The 22,281-nt window shown below is 65.1% G+C and carries 23 protein-coding genes; 8 read left to right on the top strand and 15 right to left on the bottom strand.

Annotated features, from left to right (window positions below):
* Positions 1-36: 36 nt before the first annotated feature.
* The 10 genes from CXR43_RS10640 to CXR43_RS10685 all read right to left on the bottom strand — a co-directional run bounded on the left by CXR43_RS10640 (position 37) and on the right by CXR43_RS10685 (position 10,253).
* The gene (locus CXR43_RS10640; protein WP_103333898.1) at positions 37-1,662 is read right to left on the bottom strand and encodes a dihydroxyacetone kinase subunit DhaK; all 1,626 of its coding nucleotides are present in this window, start codon (positions 1,660-1,662) and stop codon (positions 37-39) included.
* On the bottom strand, positions 1,659-2,669 hold the full coding sequence (locus tag CXR43_RS10645; RefSeq protein ID WP_103333899.1) for an ABC transporter ATP-binding protein: 1,011 nt from the start codon (positions 2,667-2,669) through the stop codon (positions 1,659-1,661). Before CXR43_RS10645 ends, CXR43_RS10640 begins: the two co-directional genes overlap by 4 nt.
* Entirely contained in the window at positions 2,662-3,759 is a 1,098-nt protein-coding gene (locus CXR43_RS10650; RefSeq protein ID WP_103333900.1) for an ABC transporter ATP-binding protein, read from the bottom strand. Before CXR43_RS10650 ends, CXR43_RS10645 begins: the two co-directional genes overlap by 8 nt.
* Positions 3,760-3,764: 5 nt before the next feature.
* On the bottom strand, positions 3,765-3,953 hold the full coding sequence (locus tag CXR43_RS10655) for a hypothetical protein (RefSeq protein WP_103333901.1): 189 nt from the start codon (positions 3,951-3,953) through the stop codon (positions 3,765-3,767).
* Between the two features lie 106 nt (positions 3,954-4,059).
* Entirely contained in the window at positions 4,060-5,001 is a 942-nt protein-coding gene (locus CXR43_RS10660; RefSeq protein WP_103333902.1) for a carbohydrate ABC transporter permease, read from the bottom strand.
* Positions 4,998-5,945: a carbohydrate ABC transporter permease gene (locus CXR43_RS10665; protein WP_103333903.1), complete on the bottom strand. Its 948-nt coding sequence runs from the start codon at positions 5,943-5,945 to the stop codon at positions 4,998-5,000. The genes CXR43_RS10660 and CXR43_RS10665 overlap by 4 nt, the downstream gene beginning before the upstream one ends.
* 80 nt (positions 5,946-6,025) lie before the next feature.
* Complete coding sequence (locus tag CXR43_RS10670; RefSeq protein ID WP_103333904.1) at positions 6,026-7,357, bottom strand: ABC transporter substrate-binding protein; 1,332 nt, start codon at positions 7,355-7,357, stop codon at positions 6,026-6,028.
* Between the two features lie 166 nt (positions 7,358-7,523).
* Positions 7,524-8,561 carry a LacI family DNA-binding transcriptional regulator gene (locus CXR43_RS10675; RefSeq protein WP_103333905.1) on the bottom strand — a complete coding sequence of 346 codons (1,038 nt, stop codon included), beginning with the start codon at positions 8,559-8,561 and terminating at the stop codon, positions 7,524-7,526.
* A gap of 65 nt (positions 8,562-8,626) precedes the next feature.
* Positions 8,627-9,886, bottom strand: coding sequence for a glycerate kinase type-2 family protein (locus CXR43_RS10680; protein WP_103333906.1), 1,260 nt, complete (start codon positions 9,884-9,886; stop codon positions 8,627-8,629).
* A 79-nt stretch (positions 9,887-9,965) separates the two neighbouring features.
* Complete coding sequence (locus CXR43_RS10685) at positions 9,966-10,253, bottom strand: hypothetical protein (protein WP_146036504.1); 288 nt, start codon at positions 10,251-10,253, stop codon at positions 9,966-9,968.
* Between the two features lie 143 nt (positions 10,254-10,396).
* Here CXR43_RS10685 and CXR43_RS10690 point away from each other — a divergent pair, with 143 nt between their 5' ends.
* The 3 genes from CXR43_RS10690 (at position 10,397) to CXR43_RS10700 (ending at position 11,227) form a co-directional block, all read left to right on the top strand.
* Positions 10,397-10,534, top strand: a complete 138-nt coding sequence (locus CXR43_RS10690) for an entericidin A/B family lipoprotein (RefSeq protein ID WP_103333908.1) — start codon at positions 10,397-10,399, stop codon at positions 10,532-10,534.
* A 154-nt stretch (positions 10,535-10,688) separates the two neighbouring features.
* Positions 10,689-10,967 carry a type II toxin-antitoxin system Phd/YefM family antitoxin gene (locus CXR43_RS10695; RefSeq protein ID WP_103333909.1) on the top strand — a complete coding sequence of 93 codons (279 nt, stop codon included), beginning with the start codon at positions 10,689-10,691 and terminating at the stop codon, positions 10,965-10,967.
* Positions 10,964-11,227 (top strand): type II toxin-antitoxin system RelE family toxin, encoded by a 264-nt coding sequence (locus tag CXR43_RS10700; protein WP_103333910.1) that lies wholly within the window; start codon positions 10,964-10,966, stop codon positions 11,225-11,227. The genes CXR43_RS10695 and CXR43_RS10700 overlap by 4 nt, the downstream gene beginning before the upstream one ends.
* Before the next feature lie 36 nt (positions 11,228-11,263).
* On the opposite strand, the gene CXR43_RS17745 is transcribed toward CXR43_RS10700, so the two are convergent.
* Both CXR43_RS17745 and lepA read right to left on the bottom strand, forming a co-directional pair.
* Positions 11,264-11,971 carry a phospholipase D-like domain-containing protein gene (locus tag CXR43_RS17745; protein ID WP_146036505.1) on the bottom strand — a complete coding sequence of 236 codons (708 nt, stop codon included), beginning with the start codon at positions 11,969-11,971 and terminating at the stop codon, positions 11,264-11,266.
* A 2-nt stretch (positions 11,972-11,973) separates the two neighbouring features.
* Positions 11,974-13,773, bottom strand: coding sequence for a translation elongation factor 4 (gene lepA / locus CXR43_RS10705; RefSeq protein WP_210402078.1), 1,800 nt, complete (start codon positions 13,771-13,773; stop codon positions 11,974-11,976).
* 352 nt (positions 13,774-14,125) lie between these two features.
* On the opposite strand from lepA, the gene CXR43_RS10710 reads away from it, so the two are divergent.
* A complete protein-coding gene (locus CXR43_RS10710; protein ID WP_435530793.1) occupies positions 14,126-14,443 on the top strand; it encodes a hypothetical protein in 318 nt (105 codons plus the stop codon).
* 176 nt (positions 14,444-14,619) lie between these two features.
* On the opposite strand, the gene rpmB is transcribed toward CXR43_RS10710, so the two are convergent.
* Entirely contained in the window at positions 14,620-14,907 is a 288-nt protein-coding gene (rpmB, locus tag CXR43_RS10715; RefSeq protein ID WP_103333912.1) for a 50S ribosomal protein L28, read from the bottom strand.
* A 313-nt stretch (positions 14,908-15,220) separates the two neighbouring features.
* On the bottom strand, positions 15,221-17,632 hold the full coding sequence (hrpB, locus tag CXR43_RS10720) for an ATP-dependent helicase HrpB (protein WP_103333913.1): 2,412 nt from the start codon (positions 17,630-17,632) through the stop codon (positions 15,221-15,223).
* A gap of 196 nt (positions 17,633-17,828) precedes the next feature.
* Between hrpB and meaB the strand changes: the two genes are divergently transcribed.
* The 4 genes from meaB (at position 17,829) to CXR43_RS10740 (ending at position 21,271) form a co-directional block, all read left to right on the top strand.
* Complete coding sequence (meaB, locus tag CXR43_RS10725; RefSeq protein ID WP_103334203.1) at positions 17,829-18,806, top strand: methylmalonyl Co-A mutase-associated GTPase MeaB; 978 nt, start codon at positions 17,829-17,831, stop codon at positions 18,804-18,806.
* 216 nt (positions 18,807-19,022) lie between these two features.
* The gene (locus CXR43_RS10730; protein WP_103334204.1) at positions 19,023-19,238 is read left to right on the top strand and encodes a DUF1127 domain-containing protein; all 216 of its coding nucleotides are present in this window, start codon (positions 19,023-19,025) and stop codon (positions 19,236-19,238) included.
* Positions 19,239-19,470: 232 nt separating this feature from the next.
* Positions 19,471-20,667: an MFS transporter gene (locus CXR43_RS10735; protein ID WP_210402079.1), complete on the top strand. Its 1,197-nt coding sequence runs from the start codon at positions 19,471-19,473 to the stop codon at positions 20,665-20,667.
* Between the two features lie 58 nt (positions 20,668-20,725).
* The gene (locus tag CXR43_RS10740; RefSeq protein WP_103333914.1) at positions 20,726-21,271 is read left to right on the top strand and encodes a hemerythrin domain-containing protein; all 546 of its coding nucleotides are present in this window, start codon (positions 20,726-20,728) and stop codon (positions 21,269-21,271) included.
* 18 nt (positions 21,272-21,289) lie between these two features.
* Here the strand turns inward: CXR43_RS10740 and argF are convergent, their stop codons facing one another.
* Positions 21,290-22,216, bottom strand: a complete 927-nt coding sequence (gene argF / locus CXR43_RS10745) for an ornithine carbamoyltransferase (protein WP_103333915.1) — start codon at positions 22,214-22,216, stop codon at positions 21,290-21,292.
* Positions 22,217-22,281 lie beyond the last annotated feature (65 nt).

Genomic DNA, 22,281 nt, shown 5'->3' on the forward strand with positions numbered 1-22,281 from the left:
CTGTCTTGACCCATATTCCTGACAGATCCGTGCACCTCAGGCAGATCGGGCCAGATCTTCCAGCAGGCGCGCCACCGCCTCTGCCCCCGGATCGTTGTGCCCGGCCAGCTTGTCGGCCGACAGATAGCTGGACCGCCCGGCCTTGGCCCGCGTCATGGCCGCGGTGCCATCCGCCCCGGCCCGTGCGGCGGCGGCGGCGGCCACCACCCCCTGTGGCAGCGCCAGCAGCGCCGGGGCCAGAGCATCGATCATCGTCCGGTCGCCGGGCTGCGCGCCGCCCACCTGTCGCACCCGGTCCAACCCCGCCGACAGCGCACCGATCCAGTTTCTGCCCCCCGCCGCCGCATCCCCCGCCGCGGTGAAGAAGATTGCCAGCAACACGCCCGACGAGCCGCCCATGGTCTGGCTGAGTTCCGACCCGATGGCGCGGAACAGCTGCGTGCTATCGGCCAAAGGCATCCGGTCCAGCGCAGCCGCCAGGGCGCGCGCCGCACCGGCCAGCGTCGATCCGGTGTCCCCATCCCCCGATTTAGCATCCAGCGCATTCAGATCGGCCTCGGCCGCGATCAGCGCCTGGCAGCAGCGCGCCAGCAGCGCGGCACGCGCCGGATTGGCCGAGGGCTGGGGCTGGATCGGGCTCAGCCCATCGGGCAAGGGGCGCAGGCCCACCGTGCCAAACCGCTGCAGCCCCGGCCAGGCCGCCGGCCCGACCGGGGCAGCCAGCGCCTGTTCCTGCTCGGCTGTCACCGGCAGCAGCGACAGCGAAAACCCGTGCATGTCCAGCGAGGTCATCATCGGGGCCGGGCCGATGATCCACCTGATCCGCGCCCCCAGAGCCGACTGGCAAAGCTCATGCGCCAGCACGCTCATTTCCAGCGGGGTGGTAGAGCCGAGGTTGTTGAGCAGCGCCACATGGTCACCGCTGCCCAGATGCGCGGCCAGACGGTCGGCGACCATCGCCATCGCCGATGCGGCCCCGGCAAAGGCCACCTGTTCCACGCCGGCCTCGCCATGGATGCCAAGGCCAAGCTCGGCCTTGCCGGGGTCGATCCGCTCTTCCTTCGGGCTGCCCGGCACGGTGCAGGTGTCCAGCGACATGCCGATCGACAGCGCGGTTGCGATCACCCTCTGCGCGGCGGCGGCAATGGTCTCCAGCGTCTCCCCGGCCTCTGCCATGGCCCCGGCAATCTTGTGCACGAACAGCGTGCCCGCCAACCCGCGCGCCTGCGGCAGATCGGGCAAGGCAATGTCGTCATCGACGATCACCATTTCCACCTTCAGCCCGAAGGCCCGCGCCCGTTCGGCGGCCAGACCAAAGTTCAACCGGTCACCGGTATAATTCTTGACGATCAGCAGGCATCCCGCCGCGCCGGTCACCGCCAGAATGCCCGCCAGCACCGCATCGACCGACGGGCTGGCAAAGACATCGCCACAGACCGCCGCCGTCAGCATGCCCTGCCCCACAAAGCCCGCATGGCTGGGCTCATGCCCCGAGCCCCCGCCCGACACCAGCGCGACCTTCGATCTGTCCCAGTCGCTGCGCAGCACCACCCGGATATGCGGATAGCCATCCAGCCGCACCAGGGCCCCGCCCGAGGCGGCAATCACCCCGTCGATGGCATCGGTGACCAGGCTTTCCCGGGCATTCATGAACTGTTTCATGGGCGTGATCCTTGAAGGCGGTTGCCGCTGGCATCAAACCACAGCGGGGTCTGCGGGCGGATGGCAATGCTGTCCCCCGGCCCCAGCGGGGTATGAGGGTCAGCCAGGGTAACAATCTCATGCGGGCCAAGGCCAAGGTGCAGCCGGGTCTGGTCGCCCAGCCGCTCGACCCGTCGCACGGTGGCCGCATGCCCTTCGCCGATCAGGATGTGCTCGGGGCGCAGCCCCATCTGCGTGGCCCCTGCCGGGGCACCGGGGCCAAAGCAGTCGGCGGGCAGCAGGGTGATGCGCGGCTGACCCAGACGGCTGGCGACATAGGTGCTGACCGGGTCTTCGTAAATCTCGCGCGGGGTGCCGAACTGCACCAGACGCCCCTGATCCAGCACGCCGACATGGGTGGCCATGGTCATCGCCTCGATCTGGTCATGGGTGACATAAAGGAAGGTCGCCCCCAGCTCGGCATGGATGCGCTTGAGCTCCACCCGCAGATCGGCGCGCAGCTTGGCATCCAGCGAGGACAGCGGTTCATCCATCAGGTAAATGCGCGGCTGGCGCACCAGCGCCCGACCGATCGACACCCGCTGCATCTCGCCGCCCGACAGGGCGGTGGCCTTGTTGTCCAGCTTGTGGCCAATGCGCAGCGCCTCGGCCACCGCCTGCACCCGCGCGGCAATATCGGGCTCTGCCATGTTGATCACCGGGCTGCGCAGCGGAAAGGCCAGATTGTCGCGCATCGACAGATGCGGATACAGCGAGTATTGCTGGAACACCATGGCCACATCGCGCTGCGCCGGCATGTCCTGCACCACCGATGCGCCACCAATGGCAATATCGCCGCTGTCGGGCCGCTCCAGCCCGGCGATCAGCCGCAGGGTGGTGGTCTTGCCCGCCCCGGTCGGCCCCAACAGCACCACAAAGGCCCCGTCAGGAATGGTCAGCGAGACATCGCGCAAGGCGCGGGCGGCCCCAAAGGATTTGGACACCTGCGACAGCACCACCTCAGCCATGAAACACCCCCGCATTGGCCGCGGTGCGCAAGGCCCGGCCGGTTCCCGCGTCAAACAGCGACAGCGTCTCGGCCCGGAACGCCAGCCCCACCGTATCGCCGCTGCGCACCCCTTGCGCAGAGGGCGCGCGCGCCTTGACCACGCCATGCGCGGTGTCCAGCGTGATGATCTGCGACGTGCCCAGATATTCACTGGCCAGAATGCGCCCGCGATAGGGCGCGTCATCGGCCAGGGTCACATGCTCGGGCCGCACCCCCAGCACCAGATCACGGCCCGAGGCGTCCTGCTGCACCTCGGGCAGGGCCAGCGTCACGTCGCCGATGGCGATCGACCTGTCACCGGCCTGCGCCACGCCCTGAAAGCGCAGCACATTCATCGGCGGGCTGCCGATGAAATCGGCCACGAACAGGGTGGCGGGGTGGTCGTAAATATCCTGCGGCGCGCCGAACTGCTCGACAACGCCATGGTTCATCACCACGATCTTGTCGCCCATCTGCATCGCCTCCAGCTGGTCATGCGTCACATAAACCGTGGTCGCCCCCATCCGGTCATGCAGCGCGCGCAGCTCTTCGGCCATATGCTCCCGGAACTCGGCGTCCAGCGCCCCCAGCGGCTCATCCATCATGAAGGCCTTGGGGTTGCGCACGATGGCGCGGCCCAGCGCCACCCGCTGGCGGTCCCCGCCCGACAACCCGCCCACCGGCTTGTCCATAATGTCGGTGATGCCCAGGATCCGCGCCACCTCGGCCACCTTGGCCTGCACCTGCGCGCGCGGCAGGCCCTGGCTCACCAGCGGATAGCTGATGTTGCGGCGCACATTCATATGCGGGTACAGCGCGAACATCTGGAACACCATGGCGATGTCACGCTGGGATGCCGGGCGCTGCGACACATCCTCGCCATCCATCAAAATCTCGCCACTGGTCGGCAGTTCCAGCCCGGCGATCATCCGCAAGGTCGTGGTCTTGCCACAGCCCGACGGTCCCAGCAGCATGAAGAACTCGCCGTCCCGAATGGTGAAGGACGACCCCTGCACCGCCGTGAAGGCCCCGAATTCCTTGCGCAGATTGCGGATCACGATATCGGCCAAGGCGGCTACTCCGGGAAATGGCTGGTGATGATGAACATCACCGTGCCCAGAAGGGTGACGACAAAACTGTAGGTAAAGGCCCACAGAAAGAACGGCTGCATCAGCATCACCACCCCCAACGCGATCAGAACCGTCGACAGGTTCTCCCAGGGTCCCCGCCGGAACCGCAAAAGCCCGCTTACAAATGTGCTCATGCCCCTGCCCCATTATCTGTTCTTAAATATCCCCGCCGGAGGCTCCCGCAGCCGGCCGCAGGTGCGTCCGGCAGAGATATGGTGCGACAGACCCCGCCAGTCCCGGTCATTTGCGCACCGCGCCAAAGGTGATCCCGCGCAGCAGGTGCTTGCGCAGCAGGATGGTGAAGATCATCACCGGCAGCAGGAACAGCGTGGCGCCCGCCGCCACCGCAGGCCAGTCCTGCCCGCCAACCCCGATGATGGTGGGAATGAAGGGCGGCGCGGTCTGCGCGTTGCCAGATGTCAGCAGCACGGCAAAGGCATATTCATTCCAGGCAAAGATCAGGCAAAAGATCGCGGTCGAGGCAATCCCGGTCGCCGCCTGCGGCAGCACCACCTTGCGGAAGGCCTGAAACCGCGTGTAGCCGTCGATCAGCGCCGCCTCTTCATATTCACGCGGGATCTCGTCGATGAAGCCTTTCAGCAGCCAGACCGCAAGGCTGATGTTCACCGCCGTATAAAGCAGGATCATCCCCAGATGGGTGTCAGACAGGCCCAGCTCGCGGTACATCAGGTAGATCGGGATCGCGACGGCAATGGGCGGCATCATCCGGGTCGACAGGATGAAGAACAAAAGATCATCCTTCAGCGGCACCTTGAAACGTGAAAACGCATAAGCCGCCAGCGTGCCCAGAAAGATCGAAAGCGCGGTCGAGCCAAAGCCGATGATCACAGAATTCATGAAGCGCTCGCCAAAGCGCGACGGCCCGGCAATCACCGTGCCGCTTTGGCGCACGATCTCGTCATACCAGGTCTCGGGCGGCGGCAGAGCGGCAAAGTCCTCGGCCCCGATCCGGGTGCGGGTGGTGAACAGGTTGACGTAACCCTCCAGGCTCGGCTCGAACACCACCTTCGGCGGATAGCTGATGCTGTCGGGGCCGGATTTGAACCCGGTCGAGATGATCCACAGCAAAGGCAGCAAGGTGATGATGGCATAGACCACCACCAGCACGGCCGCGATGGATTTGGACGCGCGCGAGGGTTCGGTGACGGAATAAGCGCTCATCTTTCCTTCACCTTGTTCAGGGCTTTGACATAGATCGAGGCAAGGCCAAAGACGGTCACGAACAGGATGATGGCATAGGCGCTCGAATACCCGGTGCGCCATTTCTCGAAGGCCTCGCGCTTCAGATCGATGCTGGCCAGCAGCGTCTCATTCCCCGGCCCGCCGCCGGTCAGCAGCACCACCATGTCGAACATCTTGAAATTCTCGATGCCCCGGAACAGCACCGCCAGCATCAGGAAGGGCAGCACCATCGGCACGGTGATGGTCCAGAATTGCCGCCACTTGCTGGCGCGGTCCACCTCCGCCGCCTCATAGATATAGTCGGGGATCGAGCGCAGACCGGCCAGGCAGATCAGCATCACAAAAGGCGTCCACATCCAGGTATCGACAATGATGATCGACCATTTCGCCAGCCCGCCCGCGCCCAGCATGGAAAACGAACTGGCCGGCGTGCCGGTGACCAGCTCCACCACATAATTGAACAGCCCGATCTGCGGCTGGTAAAGAAAGGTCCAGAAATTGCCCACCACCGCCGGCGACAGCATCATCGGCAGCACGATCAGCGTGGTCAGCAGGTCATTGCCCTTGAACTTGCGGTTGATCAGCCAGGCCAGCGTAAAGCCGATCAGCACCTGCAGCGTGATCGTCCAGATCAGGAAATGCGCCGTGGTCTGCATATTGGCCCAGATGCCATCATCGGTCAGGATGCGCTGATAATTGCGCAATCCCACCCATTCCACCTCACGCCCGGGGCGGTTGGCGGCGAAATTGGTGAAAGACAGCCGCACCGTCCAGATCAGCGGAAAGATGTTGATCGCCAGCAGCAAAAAGATCGTCGGGGCCACGAACAGCCAGGCAATCGCGCGGTCAGACAGCCCGCGCACACGGCGTGCCAGATGCGGGGGCGTGGCGCGCGCCATCCGGTCGATCGGCGTATCGGTCATGGGGGGGTCCTGCAAATCAAGGGCAAACCTGCCCGAAACGGGGGTGGCTGCGCCGGGTTCCGGCGCAGCCACAGCGCCGGTTACAGCTTGCCTTCGTCCTCAAACACTTCGGTCCAATCCGCGATCAGACCATCCAGCGCCTCTTGCGCGGTGCCCTGATCGGCCACCACGTAATTGTGCAGCCGGTCCTGCATCGCCAGCAGCAGCGAGGCATAGGCCGGTTCCTGCCAGAAGTCGTAGACGTTATCCATCGCCGCCAGGAAATCGGCGGCAAAGGGGGCAGAGTTGACGAATTCCGGGTCGTTCAGCACCGCGACATGGCACGAATACCCGCCCATCGACCACCACTTCTTCTGCACATCGGGCTGGGCGAACCATTTGATATAGTCCAGCGCCCCTTCGATATTGTCAGAATAGGTCACCACCGAAATCCCCTGCCCGCCCAGGGTCGAGGCCGGCTGGTTCTGGCCCGGGTTCACGAAAAAGTCGATCTTGTCACCGCCCACGTTCGGGTCTGCCGCAAGACCGGGGAAGAAGGCGAACCAGTTCATCGCCATCGCCACCTGACCGGATTTGAACGCATCCAGCGACTGTTCCATATAGGCATTGTCATAGCCGGGCGGGGTCGCGGTCTTGTAGAGCTCCTTGTAGAACTCCAGCGCCTCCACCGCTTCCGGCGAATTCACCGCGCCCTCCATGTCATAGGCCCCGGGGGTGTTTTCATACTTGAACCCCCAGGCATACAGCGCCCCGGTGGCCCCCATGGTGATGCCTTCCGACCCGCGCTCGGTAAAGATCGACGCGCCATAGACGGTCTGGCCATCAATCTCGCGGCCCTGGAAGAACTGGGCAATTTCCAGCAGTTCCTTCTGGCTCTGCGGCTCTCCCAACTCCCGGCCCGTGGCCTCAAGGAAAGCGGCCCGGATGTCTTCGCGCTCAAACCAGTCCTTGCGATAGAACCAGCCATTCGCATCTCCCATCGCGGGCAGCGCATAATAGTTCGGCTCGCCCTTGGGCCAGGTCGAATAGGCATGAACCGTGGCGGGGGCGAAATCATCCATGCTGATCGATTCCGCGGCAAAGAAATCGTTCAGCTTCATGTAATGGCCGTTTTCGGCGCCCCCCCCGATCCACTGGCTGTCGCCGATCAGCAGATCGCACAACTGCCCGCCAGAGTTCAGCTCGTTCAGCATCCGGTCGGCGTAATTGGGCCATGGCACGAATTCGAAATTCATCTTGATGCCGGACTGTGCCTCAAAATCCTTGGACAGTTCTACAAGCGCATTGGCCGGGTCCCACGCGGCCCAGCACAAGGTCAGTTCATTGGATTGGGCCGAGGCGGCGCTTGCAGACAGCACGGTGGCAGACAGCACGGCACCGACCGCGGTTGCGGTCAAAAATCTTGCCTTCATTGTTATTTCCTCCCTGAGTGCAAACGCGCAAGGGCGCCCCTCCTCTGGCCGCCATCGGGATTGCTGCCTCAGACGATAGGCAGGGAAAACCGACCTGTCCATCATTTTTGAGGTACGCACATCAAAACGGCAGCGCGCGCGATTCAAACCGGTTTGAAACCACGCCTCACAGCGCCTGTGGCAGATTTTCGCGCAAAATGATCTCCAATCGCAGCCGTTCCTGCGATTCGTTGATCGGCTGGTGGTCGGCCTTGGCCTGCAGCACCCGCAACGTGCTGCGCGCCACATGGCCCACATTCTGCGCGATCACCGCATCCAGCCAGCCCGCCCGCAGCGCCGATATGGTGTGCGGCGTCAGCTCATGCCCGATGACGACGACCTGCCCCAGCAACCCCAGCTCCGAGAGCACCTGCGCCAGCGCCCGGTGCCCGCTGCCCAGCAGATAGATGCCGCCCACCGGCCCGTCAGAGCGCAATGATTCCCGCATCACCTGATGCAGCGTCTGGGTCACACCATGGGTTTCCAGGGTCTGCCCCACTGTGACCCCGGGAAAATCGGCCAGCATCACCGCATCAAACCCGCGCCGCCGCTCGATACTGTCGCGCAGCAGCATGGATTGGGCAATCACCATCACCCGCGGCGTCCGGCCGCCCAGAAACCGCCCCATCAACACCCCCGCCGTGCGCCCGGCGGCATGGCTGTCGATGCCAACATAATGCGCAGCCCCGCAATTGGGCAGCGCCGACACCATGGCCACCACCGGAATCCCCGCCGCATGCAAGGCGCGCAGCGCATCGCGCACCAGCGGCGTTTCGGGAGCCATCAAAGCCACGCCCGAGATGCCCCCCGCCGCCAGATCCGCCAGCATCGCGGTCAACCGGTGCAGGTCCGCCGCCGGATAGCGCAGCAGATCCACCTGCATCCGCGCCGAACTGGCCAGGGCCGCAGCTTGCGCCAAGGCGTCTTCCAGGGTCTGGATGAACTGACTTTCGGTATCGGGCAGCAGAATCGCCACCCGTGTGCTGCGCCCGCGCGCCAGATTGGCCGCCGCCATGTCGCGCACATAGCCCAGCCGGGCCACCGCCTCCTGCACCGCCGCAATGGTCTTGGCCCGCACCCCGGGCCGCGCATTCAGCACCCGGTCCACCGTGGCAAGGCTGACCCCGGCTTCGCGCGCAATATCTGTAACCGTTGGCCTGCCCATCGCCTAGGCTTAGCCCCAAAATCTGAGGTACGTCAATCAGGTCGCCGGGCCTCGCCCGTACCTGCTCACCCCGTGATCAGGATCGCCCGGAAATCATTGACATTTGTCAAGGTGGGCCCGGTCACCACCTGCCCCGCCACCCCGGCGAAAAAGCTGTGGGCGTCGTTGCGGGCCAGCGCGCTGGCCGGGTCCAGCGCCAGCGCCCGCGCGCGCTCCAGCGTCTGCGGGCCGATCAGCGCACCCGCCACCTCGGCCGCGCCATCCACGCCATCGGTGTCACAGGCGATGGCATGAATCCCGGTCGCCCCCTCCAGCGCGATGGCCAGAGCCAGCGCAAATTCCGCATTCGGCCCGCCAATCCCGTCGCCGCGCCGCGTCACCGTCAGCTCACCGCCCGACAGCAGCAGCACCGGCGCATCGCCGGGGCGCAGCGCAGCCTTGACCGCCGCCGCCTCCGTCGCCTGCGCGGCAGCCACCTCCCGCGCCTCACCTTCCAGCGCGTCGCCCAAGTGCCGCACCTCGCAGCCCGCCGCGCGGGCAAGTTCCGCCGCCGCCGCCAGCGATTGCGCCGGGGCCGCATAGATCCGGTTCACCACCCGGCCCAGCCGCGGATCCCCCGGCGGCACCACGCCCGACCCCGCCTCCAGCGCTGCCTGCACCGCAGCCGGCACCGCGATTTGCCAGCGGTCCAGAATCGCCCGCGCCTCCGCCGGGGTGCTGGCATCGCCCACCGTGGGACCAGAGCCGATAAACGCCGGATCATCCCCCGGCACATCGGAAATCATCAGCGCCAGCATCTGCGCCGGATAGGCCGCGGCCGCCAACTGCCCGCCCTTGACCCGGCTCAGATGCTTGCGCACCGTGTTCATCCGGTCAATCGGCGCGCCAGAGGCCAAGAGCCCCGCATTCACCACCTGTTTTTCCGCCAGCGTCACCTCATGGCTGGGGGCCACCAACAGCGCCGAAGCCCCGCCCGAGATCAGCGCCAGCACAAAATCCCCCGCGCCCAACCCCGCCAGCAGGTCCAGCATCCGTGTGGTGGCCGCCTGCCCGGCTGCATCGGGCACCGGATGGGCAGCCTCCACAATCTCGATCCCCCGGCAGGGGCGGGCATAGCCATAGCGGGTGATCACCAGCCCCTCACACGGGCCCCATTCCGCCTCCACCGCTTCGGCCATCCGGGCACTGGCCTTGCCGGCCCCCACCACCACCACCCGCCCCGCCGGGCGCGGCGGCAGGTGCAGGGCAAGGCTGCGCATCGGATCGGCCACCTCCACCGCGCGGTCGAACAGGCGGCGCAGAAAGGCGCTTGGGTCGGTGATCATCTGGCATCCTCGGCTCTGGTCTGGCCTTGTATAGGGCGGGCCAGAGCCGGGGATCAATCATTTGCGTGCGCCGATGCCGTCAACATCGCAGCCGCCCCCGCATCTCGCCACTGTCGCCCTGCAGGCTGCTGGCGATCAGGGTGCAGCCCGTCACCTCGGGGATCATGTCGATCATCGTGGCGCGGATGCCCTGATGCTCCCCCCGCCGCGCATAGCCCAGCCGGATCACCTCCACCGCGTTGCCCTTCTGGTAGACCGTGTAGCTGCGCCCGTCGCGCACCACATCAGTGCGGTCCGCGCCAAAGAACTGCGGCGCAGGCTGCGCCCCGCAGGCGCAAAGAAGCAGAAGGAGGACAATCACACGCATGCCTCCAGCCTGATGCAGCATGGTTAAGACAGCGTTAAACCGTACCAGATAAGCTGCGGCAGTCCCGAAGAAAAATCCGGCCCCGCAAGGAACCGAACCCCACCCCGCGCGTTAACCCGCGAGTTCACCAAGAGGAAGATCCGATGAAAAGCCGCCTGACCCTTCTGTCCGTCCTCGCCGCCCTGACCCTGTCTGCCTGCGGCACCGTCGCCGGCGCCGGCCGCGACCTCCAGGTCGCAGGATCTGCGATCACGCAGGAAGCCCAGGCCGCGGCGTATTGATCAGCGGTTTGAAACGTAGGGAAAGGCGGGGCATTTGCTCCGCCTTTTTGTTTGGGCGGGTGGCCACATGCGCGCCCTTCTCAAGTCCGGTTGATTTACGGCCCCTCTCCGCTTATTGTACATTCTGTAATTTTTGTACAAATCGGACAAACCCATGATCACCGTCTCCGTCTCCCAAGCCCGCGAAACCCTGTCCGACCTGTTGGGAAAGGTCCAGCACGGGCGCGAGGATGTGACCATCGAACGGCATGGCAAGCCAGTGGCGGTGATGATCTCGGTCGAGGCAATGGCCTATTACGAATCGCTGGAAGAGGCGGAACTGGCGAAGATGGGGGCCGAGGCCTATGCCGAATATCTGGCCGATCCGGGCAGCGCGATGACGCTGGAGGATTATCTGGCCGAGACATCTGCCAAGGCTGACCGGCCGGAATGACGGCCTATCGCGTTGAGCTGTCCCCCCGCGCCCTGAAAGACCTGCGCCGGATGACAGACCGCCGGTTACATGACCGGCTGACAGAGGCAATCGCCACACTCGCTGATAATCCACGCCCGGCGGGGTGCCTGAAACTGGTGGGCGCAGTGGACCAGTGGCGCGTGAGGGTCGGGGACTGGCGGATTGTGTACCGGATCGAGGACGGGCGGCTGGTGGTATTGGTGGTGACGGTAGCGCCTAGGGGTGGGGTTTATGGGTAGGAGGAAAAACGTTAGAAATTGTCTTAGAATGACTTGTCAGCTACCAATTCTGTACTCAGGCGCTGCCCAATCACTTTCCCAGTTCAGCCGTTCCGACAAAGCTAGAATTTGGGACCATTCATTAACATATGCGGTGGCCACAGACCTATCTTCGATCATTAGCGCATTCTCAAAACTCAATTGAGCATTGTAACTGATATTGTAGCTGCCCGTCCAAACAGCTTCGGGCACAAAAGAGTGTTCACCATCGGCAGATACCGAAATCCTTCCTCCCACAAGAAACTTATTGTGCATCCGGGGAAATGCGGGCTTTTTGTCACGATTGTAATTTCCGACACATCGAAATGCTTCGACTTCAGGTGAGCATGCAAAAGACATCATATTTGCCTGCCCGGGAATGCCGTAGCGCGTCAACTTAGATTCAACGGAGCCATATGCACTTTGCAGCGTTGACACCGTACCAAACCTGTCAGGCTTCAGAAAATCTTCTTTCTGAACAATAATTGAAACAACTTTTCCACGCAGACTTTTAATTACTTCTTCATCTGTAAACCAAGCTACCGCACCAAAAATAAAATCATGCCTAGATATGAAATTTTTAAGTTTCGCACGATGATCCCTAAAAACTACAGTAACTTTATCGACCGACAGGAATTCAGAACTATAATCCGTTAACGGCTGGGGAGGGCCATCAGCATCAGGTATTTTAAGACTATTGAGCGACAATGCACTTTTGTCAGCCATCCTCACCCATCCATCTTCAGCGCCGAGATAAACGCCTCCTGCGGGATCTCCACCTTGCCGAACTGCCGCATCCGCTTCTTCCCGGCCTTCTGCTTGTCCAGCAGCTTGCGCTTGCGCGTCGCGTCCCCGCCATAGCACTTCGCCGTCACGTCCTTGCGCATCGCAGACAACGTCTCGCGCGCAATCACCCGCGCGCCGATCGCCGCCTGGATCGGGATCTTGAACATGTGCCGGGGGATCAGCTCTTTCAGCTTTTCCACCATCGCCCGGCCCCGCATCTCGGCCCGGTCGCGGTGCACCATCATCGACAGCGCATCCACCGGCTCTTCGTTCACCAGAATCGACATCTTGACCAGAAAATCCTCACGATATTCGCTGATCACATAGTCAAAGCTGGCATAGCCCTTGGTCACCGATTTCAGCCGGTCGTAGAAGTCGAACACCACCTCGGCCAGCGGCAGATCATACACCACCATGGCGCGGGAGCCTGCATAGGACAGGTCCAGCTGAATGCCGCGCCGGTCCTGGCACAGCTTGAGGATATCGCCAAGATAGTCATCGGGCACCATGATGGTGGCCTTGATGCGCGGCTCGGTGATGTGGTCGATATAGGTCAGGTCGGGCATATCGGCGGGGTTGTGCAGATCGCGCACCTCGCCATCCTTCATGTGCAGCTTGAACACCACCGACGGGGCCGTGGTGATCAGATCCAGATCATACTCCCGCTCCAGCCGGTCGCGGATCACCTCAAGGTGCAAAAGGCCCAGGAAGCCGCAGCGGAAGCCAAAGCCCAGCGCGGCCGAGGTTTCCATTTCCGAGCTGAACGAGGCATCATTCAGCTGCAGCTTTTCGATCGCGTCACGCAGATCCTCGAAATCCGCCGCATCCACCGGGAACAGCCCGCAGAACACCACCGGCTGCGCCGGTTTGAAGCCCGGCAGCGGCGTCTCGCAGCCCTTTTTCTCCGATGTGATGGTATCGCCCACCCGCGTGTCGCGCACCTGCTTGATCGACCCGGTCCAGATGCCAATCTCGCCCGGCCCCAGCTCGTCAATATCCACCATCTGCGGTTTCAGCACCGCCAGCTTGTCCACGCCGTAGACCGCATTGGTCTGCATCATGCGGATGCGGTCGCCCTTGCGGATCACCCCGTCGATCACCCGGATCATGACGACAACGCCAAGATAGCTGTCATACCAGCTGTCCACCAGCATGGCCTTCAACGGCGCATCACGGTCACCCTTCGGCGCGGGCAGGCGCGTCACGATCGCCTCCAGCACATCGGGAATCCCCAGCCCCGATTTGGCCGAGATATTGATGGCATCCGACGCATCCAGCCCGATCACATCCTCGATCTGCGCCTTCACCCGTTCAGGCTCTGCCGCAGGCAGGTCGATCTTGTTGAGCACCGGCACAATCTCATGCCCGGCGTCCAGCGCCTGATAGACATTGGCCAGCGTCTGCGCCTCAACCCCCTGGCTCGCGTCCACCACCAGCAAGGACCCCTCCACCGCGCGCATGGACCGGCTGACCTCATAGGCAAAGTCCACATGGCCGGGGGTGTCGATCAGGTTCAGGATATAGGTCTTGCCATCCTTTGCCGGATATTCGATCCGCACCGTATTGGCCTTGATCGTGATCCCACGCTCGCGCTCAATATCCATGCTGTCGAGCATCTGCGCCTTCATATCGCGCGCAGCCACCGTCCCGGTCAATTGAATGAGCCGGTCGGCGAGGGTGGATTTTCCGTGGTCGATATGGGCCACGATCGAGAAATTGCGGATGAGATCAAGCTGGGTCATGCGCGGCATATAGCTTGGAAATATGGGGCCGGGAAGGGGGATGCAGCGTTTGGCGGGCGCCGGGGCCGAATGAAGCGGATCAAGGCCCGCAGCTCCCCCCCGGCCCGGGTGATTCTGCCCTCGCGCCGAGGGCCGAACCGCCCAAAGCCGGCCCTCCCCCCGCCCCGCAGCGCCATCCATACACCCGATCTTGTGTCTGGCCTGACGGCCAACCGCCACCCGTGCCTGGCTTTCGGCGATTCAGCGCCCAGCCGCGCTGCGGCATTGAAAAACCGCTGCCTTTTCTGCATGATCACTGGCAGAAAACGACCTGCGACGGAGGGGTTCCCCGTCCCCGGCAATGAGGCAGAACATGATGATGAAACCTGTGGCTCTGGCAGCCTGCGCTGCTGTGCTTCTTTCCCTGTCCGGCAGCCTGGCCCTCGCCGGCCCCATCGAGCGGGCCTGCAACAGCTCGGATCGCAAGGCCGCCAGCCGCGCGGTCTGCGCCTGCGTCCAGCAGGTCGCCGACATGACCCTGCGGGGTGGCGATCAGCGCAAGGCGGCCGCGTTCTTCAAAGACCCCGACCGCGCCCAGAAAGTGCGGATGTCGAAATCCGACACCGACAATGACTTCTGGCGCCGCTACAAAGCCTTTGGCCAGCAGGCCGAGGCCTATTGCACCCGCTGACCTGTCGCGCGACCAGCACCACCGGCCCGGCCCAACCCGCCTGTTGCGGGCTTGGCTGAGGCTGCGCCCCCCGCACGCACGCCCCGCTGGCAGTCAGATCCGCCACCCGCCAAAGAACAAAGCCCGCCGCGCAATCCTGCGGGCGGGCCTGAAGTCTCAGGTCGTGTCAGGCGGGATCAGGCGGCAGCCTGCGCCTTCGCAATATCTTTCTTGATCTTCAGCGCCGTGCCAGACAGCTCGGCATCCTTGGCCTTGGCCAGGAACGCGTCCAGACCACCGCGATGGTCCACGGTGCGCAGCGCAGCAGCAGAGATCCGCAGCTTGAACGACTGGCCCAGCGTGTCGGACATCAGGGTCACTTCGTTCAGGTTCGGCAAAAACCGGCGACGCGACTTGTTGTTCGCGTGGCTGATGGTGTTACCGGTCATCGGGCCAACGCCCGAGAGTTCGCAGACGCGCGACATCGTCGTAATCCTTCAAGTCAACGCCAGCAGGGCGTAAGGTGCAAAAACAACAAGGCCCGCGCAGGCGCGACCTCGAATTCGATGGCTGCATTTACGCGCGATTGCCCCCCTCGTCAAGCGATTCACCCACACCGCCCCAAGAATTGGGCCCTAGCTCCGCCTCCCGTCCCTTCCCGTGACGCAAGCGCGAAGGCCGCCCCTCTGTGCGTCTGCGGCTTTCCCGCTTACGCCTTGCGCGCAGCGCACAGCCGAGGCGGTTGGCCGCAGGCCAGAGCCGAGATAAAAACCAACGCGGCGCAGCCGCTCATCTGTTTCACGTCCCGCGCGGCTTGGCGCGCGTTGTGGGGTCGGCGGCGGTGGGGTCTTCGGGCCAGGGGTGGCGCGGGTACTGGCCGCGCATGTCCTTGCGCACTTCGGCATAGCTGTTGGCCCAGAACCCGGGCAGGTCCAGCGTCACCTGCACCGGATGCCGCCCGGGCGACAACAGGGTGATGCGCAACGGCTGGTGCCGGGGGCCGACCGTGGGGTGGCGGGTCACCCCGAACAGCTCTTGCAGACGCAGCTCGATCGCAGGATGGTCGCCATCATAGTCGATGGGCACCTTGCGGCCCAGGGGCGTCTCGAAATGGCCCGGCACCTGCGCATCGGTCTGCGCCATCCGGTCCCAGCCGATCAGCGCGCGCAGCGGTTCGGTCAGGTCCAACCCCCGCAGATCAGCTTCCGTACGCTTGCCCGCCAGATAGGGCAACAGCCAAGCCTCGGCGCTTGCCAGCAGGGCGTCATCCTCCAGATCGGGCCAATCGTCACCGCGCGCGAGCCGCAACCGCGCCCGCAACCGGCGCGCAGCCGCCGTCCAGGGCAGGCCAATCTGGCGCAAGCCCTCCAGGGCTGCGCGCGCCAGCGCCTCGGGCGGGGCCTCGGGCCAGGGCCGCTCGGCCAGCACCAGCGCGCCAAAGCGTTCCTGCCTGCGGGCCACGACCTTGCCCTCGCGGCGCGACCAGTCACACCCCTCGGCCCAGGCGATCTGATCCGCAAACAGCGCGCGCAGCTCCGCCTCGGGCAGCGCCACCGCTTGGCGCACCTGCGCCTCACGCGGGTCGCCGTCCAGATCGGTGGCCACGATCAGCCGCGCGCCCGACAACGGCTGCCCCGCCGCCATCGCCGCCCCCTTGCCGCCCGACAGCACCCAGCGCGGCGCATCGCCGGCACGGCGCAGGCCAATACGGTCCGGGTAGGCAAGCGCCGCCATCTGCGCGGGCGACAGATCCGCCACCTGCGCTGTACGCACCATCCGCGCCAGACGGCGCGCCTCCGCCCTGATCCGCTCTATCGTCGCGCGATGCGCGCCCTCGGGCGGCCTCTCAATCGCGCGCAGCCGCGCCAGCAGATCGGCCCCCGCCCCGCGCAGCGGGTCGCGCTCGGCCAGCAGCGCCGCCAGCGGCGCCGCCCCCGGCCCCGCCACCACCAGCATATGCGCCAGCCGCGGATGCAGCGGCAGCGCCGCCAGCGCGCGGCCATGCGCCGTGATGCCGCCGCCCGCCTCCAGCGCCCCCAGCCCGCGCAACAGCGCCTGCGCCTCGGCCAGCACCCCCGGATGCGGCGGCGTCAGAAACGGCAAATCCACCGCCCCCCACAGCGCCAGCTCCAGCGCCAGCGGTGCCAGATCCGCCGCCGCGATCTCGGCCGGCGGAAAACCCGCCATCCCCCCCTCTTCGCCGCGCGTCCACAGCCGGTAGCACACCCCCGGTGCCACCCGCCCGGCCCGGCCCCGGCGCTGGTCGGCCTCGGCCTTGGTCACCCGTTCCGTCACCAGCCGCGACATGCCCGAACTGGCATCAAACCGCGCCCGCCGCGCGCGCCCGCCATCCACCACCACCCGCACGCCCGGAATGGTCAGCGAGGTTTCGGCAATCGAGGTCGCCAGCACCAGCTTGCGCCCCACCGCAGGCCCAAGCGCCGCCTGTTGGGCGGCAAACTCCATCGCGCCAAACAGCGGGCGGATGCTCACGCCCGGCAGGCCCTGCAACTGCGCCTCGACCCGCCGGATTTCCCCTTCACCGGGCAGGAAGGCCAGCACATCACCCTCGGGCACCTCCTCCAGCGCCTGCCGGATCAGCCCCGCCACCGCCGCCTCATAGCGCAGCGACGCATCAAACGGACGCGGCAGCCAGCGGGTTTCCACCTCGAACGCGCGGCCCGCCGAGGTGATCAGGGCCGCATCCCCCATCAGCGCCGCCACCGGGGCGGCATCCAGCGTGGCCGACATCACCAGCAGTTGCAGATCAGGCCGCAGCGCGCCCCGGATTTCCAGTGCCAAGGCCAGCCCCAGATCGGCCTGCAATGACCGTTCATGAAATTCGTCAAAGATGATCAGCCCCACGCCGGGCAATTCGGCATCGGACTGGATCATCCGGGTCAGGATGCCTTCGGTCACCACCTCGATCCGCGTGGCGGCACTCACCTGCGCCTCGCCCCTGATGCGGTAGCCCACCGTCTGCCCCAAAGCCTCGCCCAGGGTCTCTGCCATCCGCGCCGCAGCCGCGCGCGTGGCCAAACGGCGCGGCTCCAGCATCAGGATGCGCCCCGTCACCTGCGCCAGCAGCGCCAGCGGCACCCGCGTCGTCTTGCCCGCCCCGGGCGGGGCCTGCAACACCGCCATGCCCCGCGCGGTCAGCGCCGCCCGGACCTCGGGGATCACCTCATCAATGGGAAGCACGTCTGCCATGGGCCGGGGTTAGGGCCCCAGCCCGCACAGATCAAGGGGGGGCCGCGCAGATCAAGGGGGGGCCGCGCAGATCAAGGGGCCGCACAGACCCTGTCTTTTGCAACAGTGCAGGCAGATCCGCCACGCAGGCTGGCACAGCCCCGACGCTTAGGGCATGAAGGACAGCAGCAAGCAGGGGTGACGGATGGGCGCGCCGATGGACATGACCAGACTGGCAGCAGAGGTGATTGCAGGCGACCGCAGGGCGCTCGCCCGCGCCATCACCCGTGTGGAAAGCACGCGCCCCGATCACCGCGCAGAGGCGGTCGATCTGGTGGCCCAGGCCCGCGCCGCCGGGCGGCAGGCGCTGCGCATCGGGTTGTCGGGCACACCTGGGGTGGGCAAATCCACCTTCATCGAATCCTTCGGCATGATGCTGGTGGCCCGCGGCCTGCGGGTGGCGGTGCTGGCGGTGGACCCAAGCTCGGCCCGCTCGGGCGGGTCGATCCTTGGCGACAAGACCCGGATGGACCGGCTCAGCCGCGAACCCGCCGCCTTCATCCGCCCCTCGCCCAGCCAGACCCAGCTTGGCGGCGTCGCCCGCCGCTCACGCGAGGCGGTGGCGCTGTGCGAGGCGGCGGGGTTCGATGTGGTGCTGGTCGAAACCGTGGGCGTGGGCCAGTCGGAAACCGTGGTGGCGGAAATCTGCGACCTGTTCATCCTGCTGCTCTCCCCGGCGGGGGGGGATGAATTGCAGGGCGTCAAACGCGGCATCATGGAAATGGCCGACATGATTCTGGTCAACAAGGCCGATGGCGATCTGAAAGCAGCGGCGATGCGCACCCGCGCCGATTACGCGGGGGCCCTGCACCTGCTGCGCCGCCGCCCGCAAGACCCCGAGGGCTTTCCCAAGGCCGTCTGCGTCTCGGCGACGGAGACCACCGGGCTGGCCGAGGCATGGGCCGACATGCAGGCCCTCGCCGAGTGGCGGCGCGCGCAAGGCCATTGGGACAGCCGCCGCGCCCATCAGGCCCGGCACTGGTTTGGCGAAGAGGTCCGGCGCGGCCTCTTGGCGGTGCTCGATCGTGAACCGGCCAAGGGGTCGATGGCCGCTTTGGGGGCAAAGGTCGCGGCGGGCGAACTGTTGCCCGAGGCTGCCGCCCTGCAAATGCTGGCCCTTTTGGGCCGGCACTGACGTCATGACGTAAGCCATACGCCGGCCATACGCAGGCCAGACACAAACCACACCTCCTCCGCAGGGGCGCCGCCCCGGCAAGCCATGCAGCCCGTGCATAACGGCTTTGGCCAATCGCCGGATTGTGCAGGTGCAGCAAAAGCCCCATGTTAGCGTCAACGGAAAGGGCGGATGGGCCGCCTTATCCGATCCGAAGATGAGAAAGAGGATATGAAAATGGCTTACACGAACACGCAAACGGTTGCTGGCTTTCAGGTCGGTGGATGGATCGGCGATGTTCTGGCCAAGTGGACTGTGGCCCGCGAACGTCGCGCGGTCTATCTGCAAACCCTGAACGAATTGTCGGCCATGTCCGACCGCGATCTGGCTGACATCAACGTCGCCCGCGTGTCGATCGAAGACATCGCACATGAAGCTGCCTACGGCAAGTAATCCGTCAGAAAGCGTTATTCTTCAACGGGTTACGCTCTGAAACCCCCCTCCTGATGGCGCCTCCTCCTCCCTGCGCCAACAGGTTTTGCGGCGAACCGGTCCTCCCCCGGTTCGCCGTTTTCTTTTGTGCCGTCCCCCGCACCGTTAGCGCTGACACAATCTGTGAACCTGCGGGGGCTTTCCCAGCCCCTGCCCCCGGTTTACCCACAGTCGCAACACAGGGAGAGTTCCGATGACCATGACCGAGGCAAAGCGCGCCCGTTGGGCGGTGGCGATGATGTTCGCCGCTGCGGGCTTTGTCATGGGGGCCTGGGCCCCGCAGATCCCGCTGTTGCTGCCACGCCATCAGATCACCGAATTTACCCTTGGATTACTGATACTTGTGCTGGGCGTCGGCGCTGTTGTGGCCATGCTGTTCACCGGCCGGCTGATCGCCCGCTACGGCTCTGTCGCCGTGCTGCGCGGCTTTGCCCTCTCCGCTGCCCTGGCCCTGCCGGTCGTGGTGTTTTCCCCGTCGCTTCCCATCCTTGTGCCCGCCATGGCGCTCTTGGGCGCGCTGATCGGCTGCATGGATGTGGCGATGAACGCCAACGCGGTCGAGGTCGAACGGCGGCTGGGCCGGGCGATCATGTCATCAAGCCACGGGTTCTGGAGCCTTGGCGGTTTTTTCGGTGGATTTGCAGGGGCTTGGGTGATCTCACATTGGGGGGCCGAGGTGCAGGCCGGGCTTGTGGCGCTGGTCACGGCAGCGGTGGTGCTGGCCACCATGCCCTTCCTGCGCGGCGAGGCCCCGGCCCCGGTGGCCCCGGCCCTGCCGGGGGAAAAGACCGTGCTCTTGCCCCGCGCGGCGGGCCTGTGGCTACTGGGCGCGCTGGCCCTATTTTCTATGGTGCCAGAAGGGGCGGTGCTGGATTGGGCGGCGATCTATCTGCAAAAGGACCTCGGCTCGGATGTGTTCCGCTCGGGCCTTGGTTTTGCGGTCTTTGCCGGGGCGATGGCGATCATGCGCTTTGCCGGTGATGGCGTGCGCAACCGCTTTGGCGCAGTGCTGACCCTGCGGATCTCGGGTCTCGTGGCGGCGGCAGGCATGATGCTGGCGGCCCTCGCCCCCAGCGATACCCTTGCAATTGCAGCGTTTTTCATCACCGGCCTTGGCGTCGCCAATATGGTGCCAATCCTGTTCTCCGCCGCCGGAAACTACCCCGGCATCCCCTCCGGCACCGCGATTTCTGCCGTCACGATGGTGGGCTACGCCGGCATTCTGGTGGCCCCTGCCACAATCGGTTTTGTGGCCGAGGCCATCGGTTTCCGCATCACCTATGCCGTCCTGTCGCTGCTCCTGATCGTGGTCGCCCTGCTGGCAGGCCGCACCGCAGGCGCGGATGAGGTGCAGGCGGTGCCCGAACCCGCGGCCCGCACCGCGGCCTGACACAGGTGCCGCGGCAATGGGCGCTTGCACCCTGCGTGGATCAGCTTATGTCCAGCGCATGACCGATGACCTTGCCCACCGCGACCACCTGCCAGCCGATCTTGTGACCCTGCTGGCCGATTGGCCGCGCGATCGGTGGTCCGATGTGCCGGGGTTTGAAGGGCTGTCGTCCTTCTGGCTGGACCGTCACCTTGGCTTTCGCGACCTGATGTCGGGCCTGCGGCTGGACGCCGAACACATGAGCGGCGGGCGGATCGACCCGCAGCGCTGGCAGGGCCGGTTGCTGCGCGGCGGCGAGCAACTGGTGCAGGGCCTGATCGGGCATCATCAGGTTGAAGATGCAAGCTATTTTCCGGCCATGGTTCAGCTGGAACCGCGGCTGGCGCGCGGGTTCGAGCTGCTGGACCGCGACCACCACGCGCTGGACGGGCTGCTGGACGGGTTCGTGACGGCGGCCAATGACGCGCTGCAAGCCACCGATGCGCGAGAGGCAGCGCTGGCCTTTCACGCCAGCCTCGCCCCGTTTGAACGCCAGCTGATCCGGCATCTGGAGGATGAAGAGGATCTGATCATCCCCGTCATCCTGAAGCATCAGATGGGCTGAAGCGGACCAGCCGGCGCGCTATTTCCCCAGACACCAGCGCATGATCGCCTTTTGCGCATGCAGCCGGTTTTCCGCCTCGTCAAAGATCACCGAATGCGGGCCGTCCATCACCGCACTGGACGCTTCATCATTACGGTGCGCGGGCAGGCAATGCATGAACAGACTGTCCGGCTTGGCCTTTGCCATCAACGCCTCGTTCACCTGATAGCCGCGCAACTGGTTGTGGCGGCGTTCCTTGGCCGATTCCGGGTCATGCATGGACACCCAGGTATCGGTCACCACCAGATCTGCCCCGATCACTGCCGTATGCGGATCGCGTTCGATCTGGATGTCAGAGCCTTTGGCGCGGGCGAACTGGACAAACTTCGGTTCGGGATCAAGGGTTTCCGGCCCGGTGAAGGTGAAGTCGAACCCGAACTGCCCGGCGGCATGCAGAAAGGACGCGCAGACATTGTTGCCGTCGCCAGCCCAGACCACCTTTTTTCCGGCAATCGGGCCGCGATGCTCTTCATAGGTCATCACATCAGCCATGATCTGGCAGGGATGAGTGCGGTTGGTCAGGCCGTTGATCACCGGAACGGTGGCATGTTCGGCCATTTCCAGCAGCGTCGCCTCTTCAAATGTGCGGATCATGATCAAATCCACGTACCGCGACAGCACGCGCGCAGTGTCGGCAATGGTCTCGCCATGGCCCAGCTGCATTTCCTTGCCCGACAGAACCATGGTCTGCCCGCCCATCTGCCGCACGCCGACATCAAAGGACACCCGGGTGCGGGTCGAAGGTTTCTCGAAGATCAGCGCGACCATATGGCCGGCCAAGGGCTGGTCATCATCCGGCGCGCCGCGCGGGCGGCCCAGACGGGCCGATTTCATCGCATGGGCCGAGTCGATCATGGAGCGGAGCTCGGTGGCGTCGGTGGTGTGGATATCAAGGAAGTGTTTCATGTCATTTCGTTGCTTTTGGCGGAAGCCCCGGGGGCGCTGCCCCCGGACCCCCGGGATATTTGTAA

Origin of the sequence: Pseudotabrizicola formosa (assembly GCF_002900965.1) — a bacterium.
GTDB lineage: Bacteria > Pseudomonadota > Alphaproteobacteria > Rhodobacterales > Rhodobacteraceae > Pseudotabrizicola > Pseudotabrizicola formosa.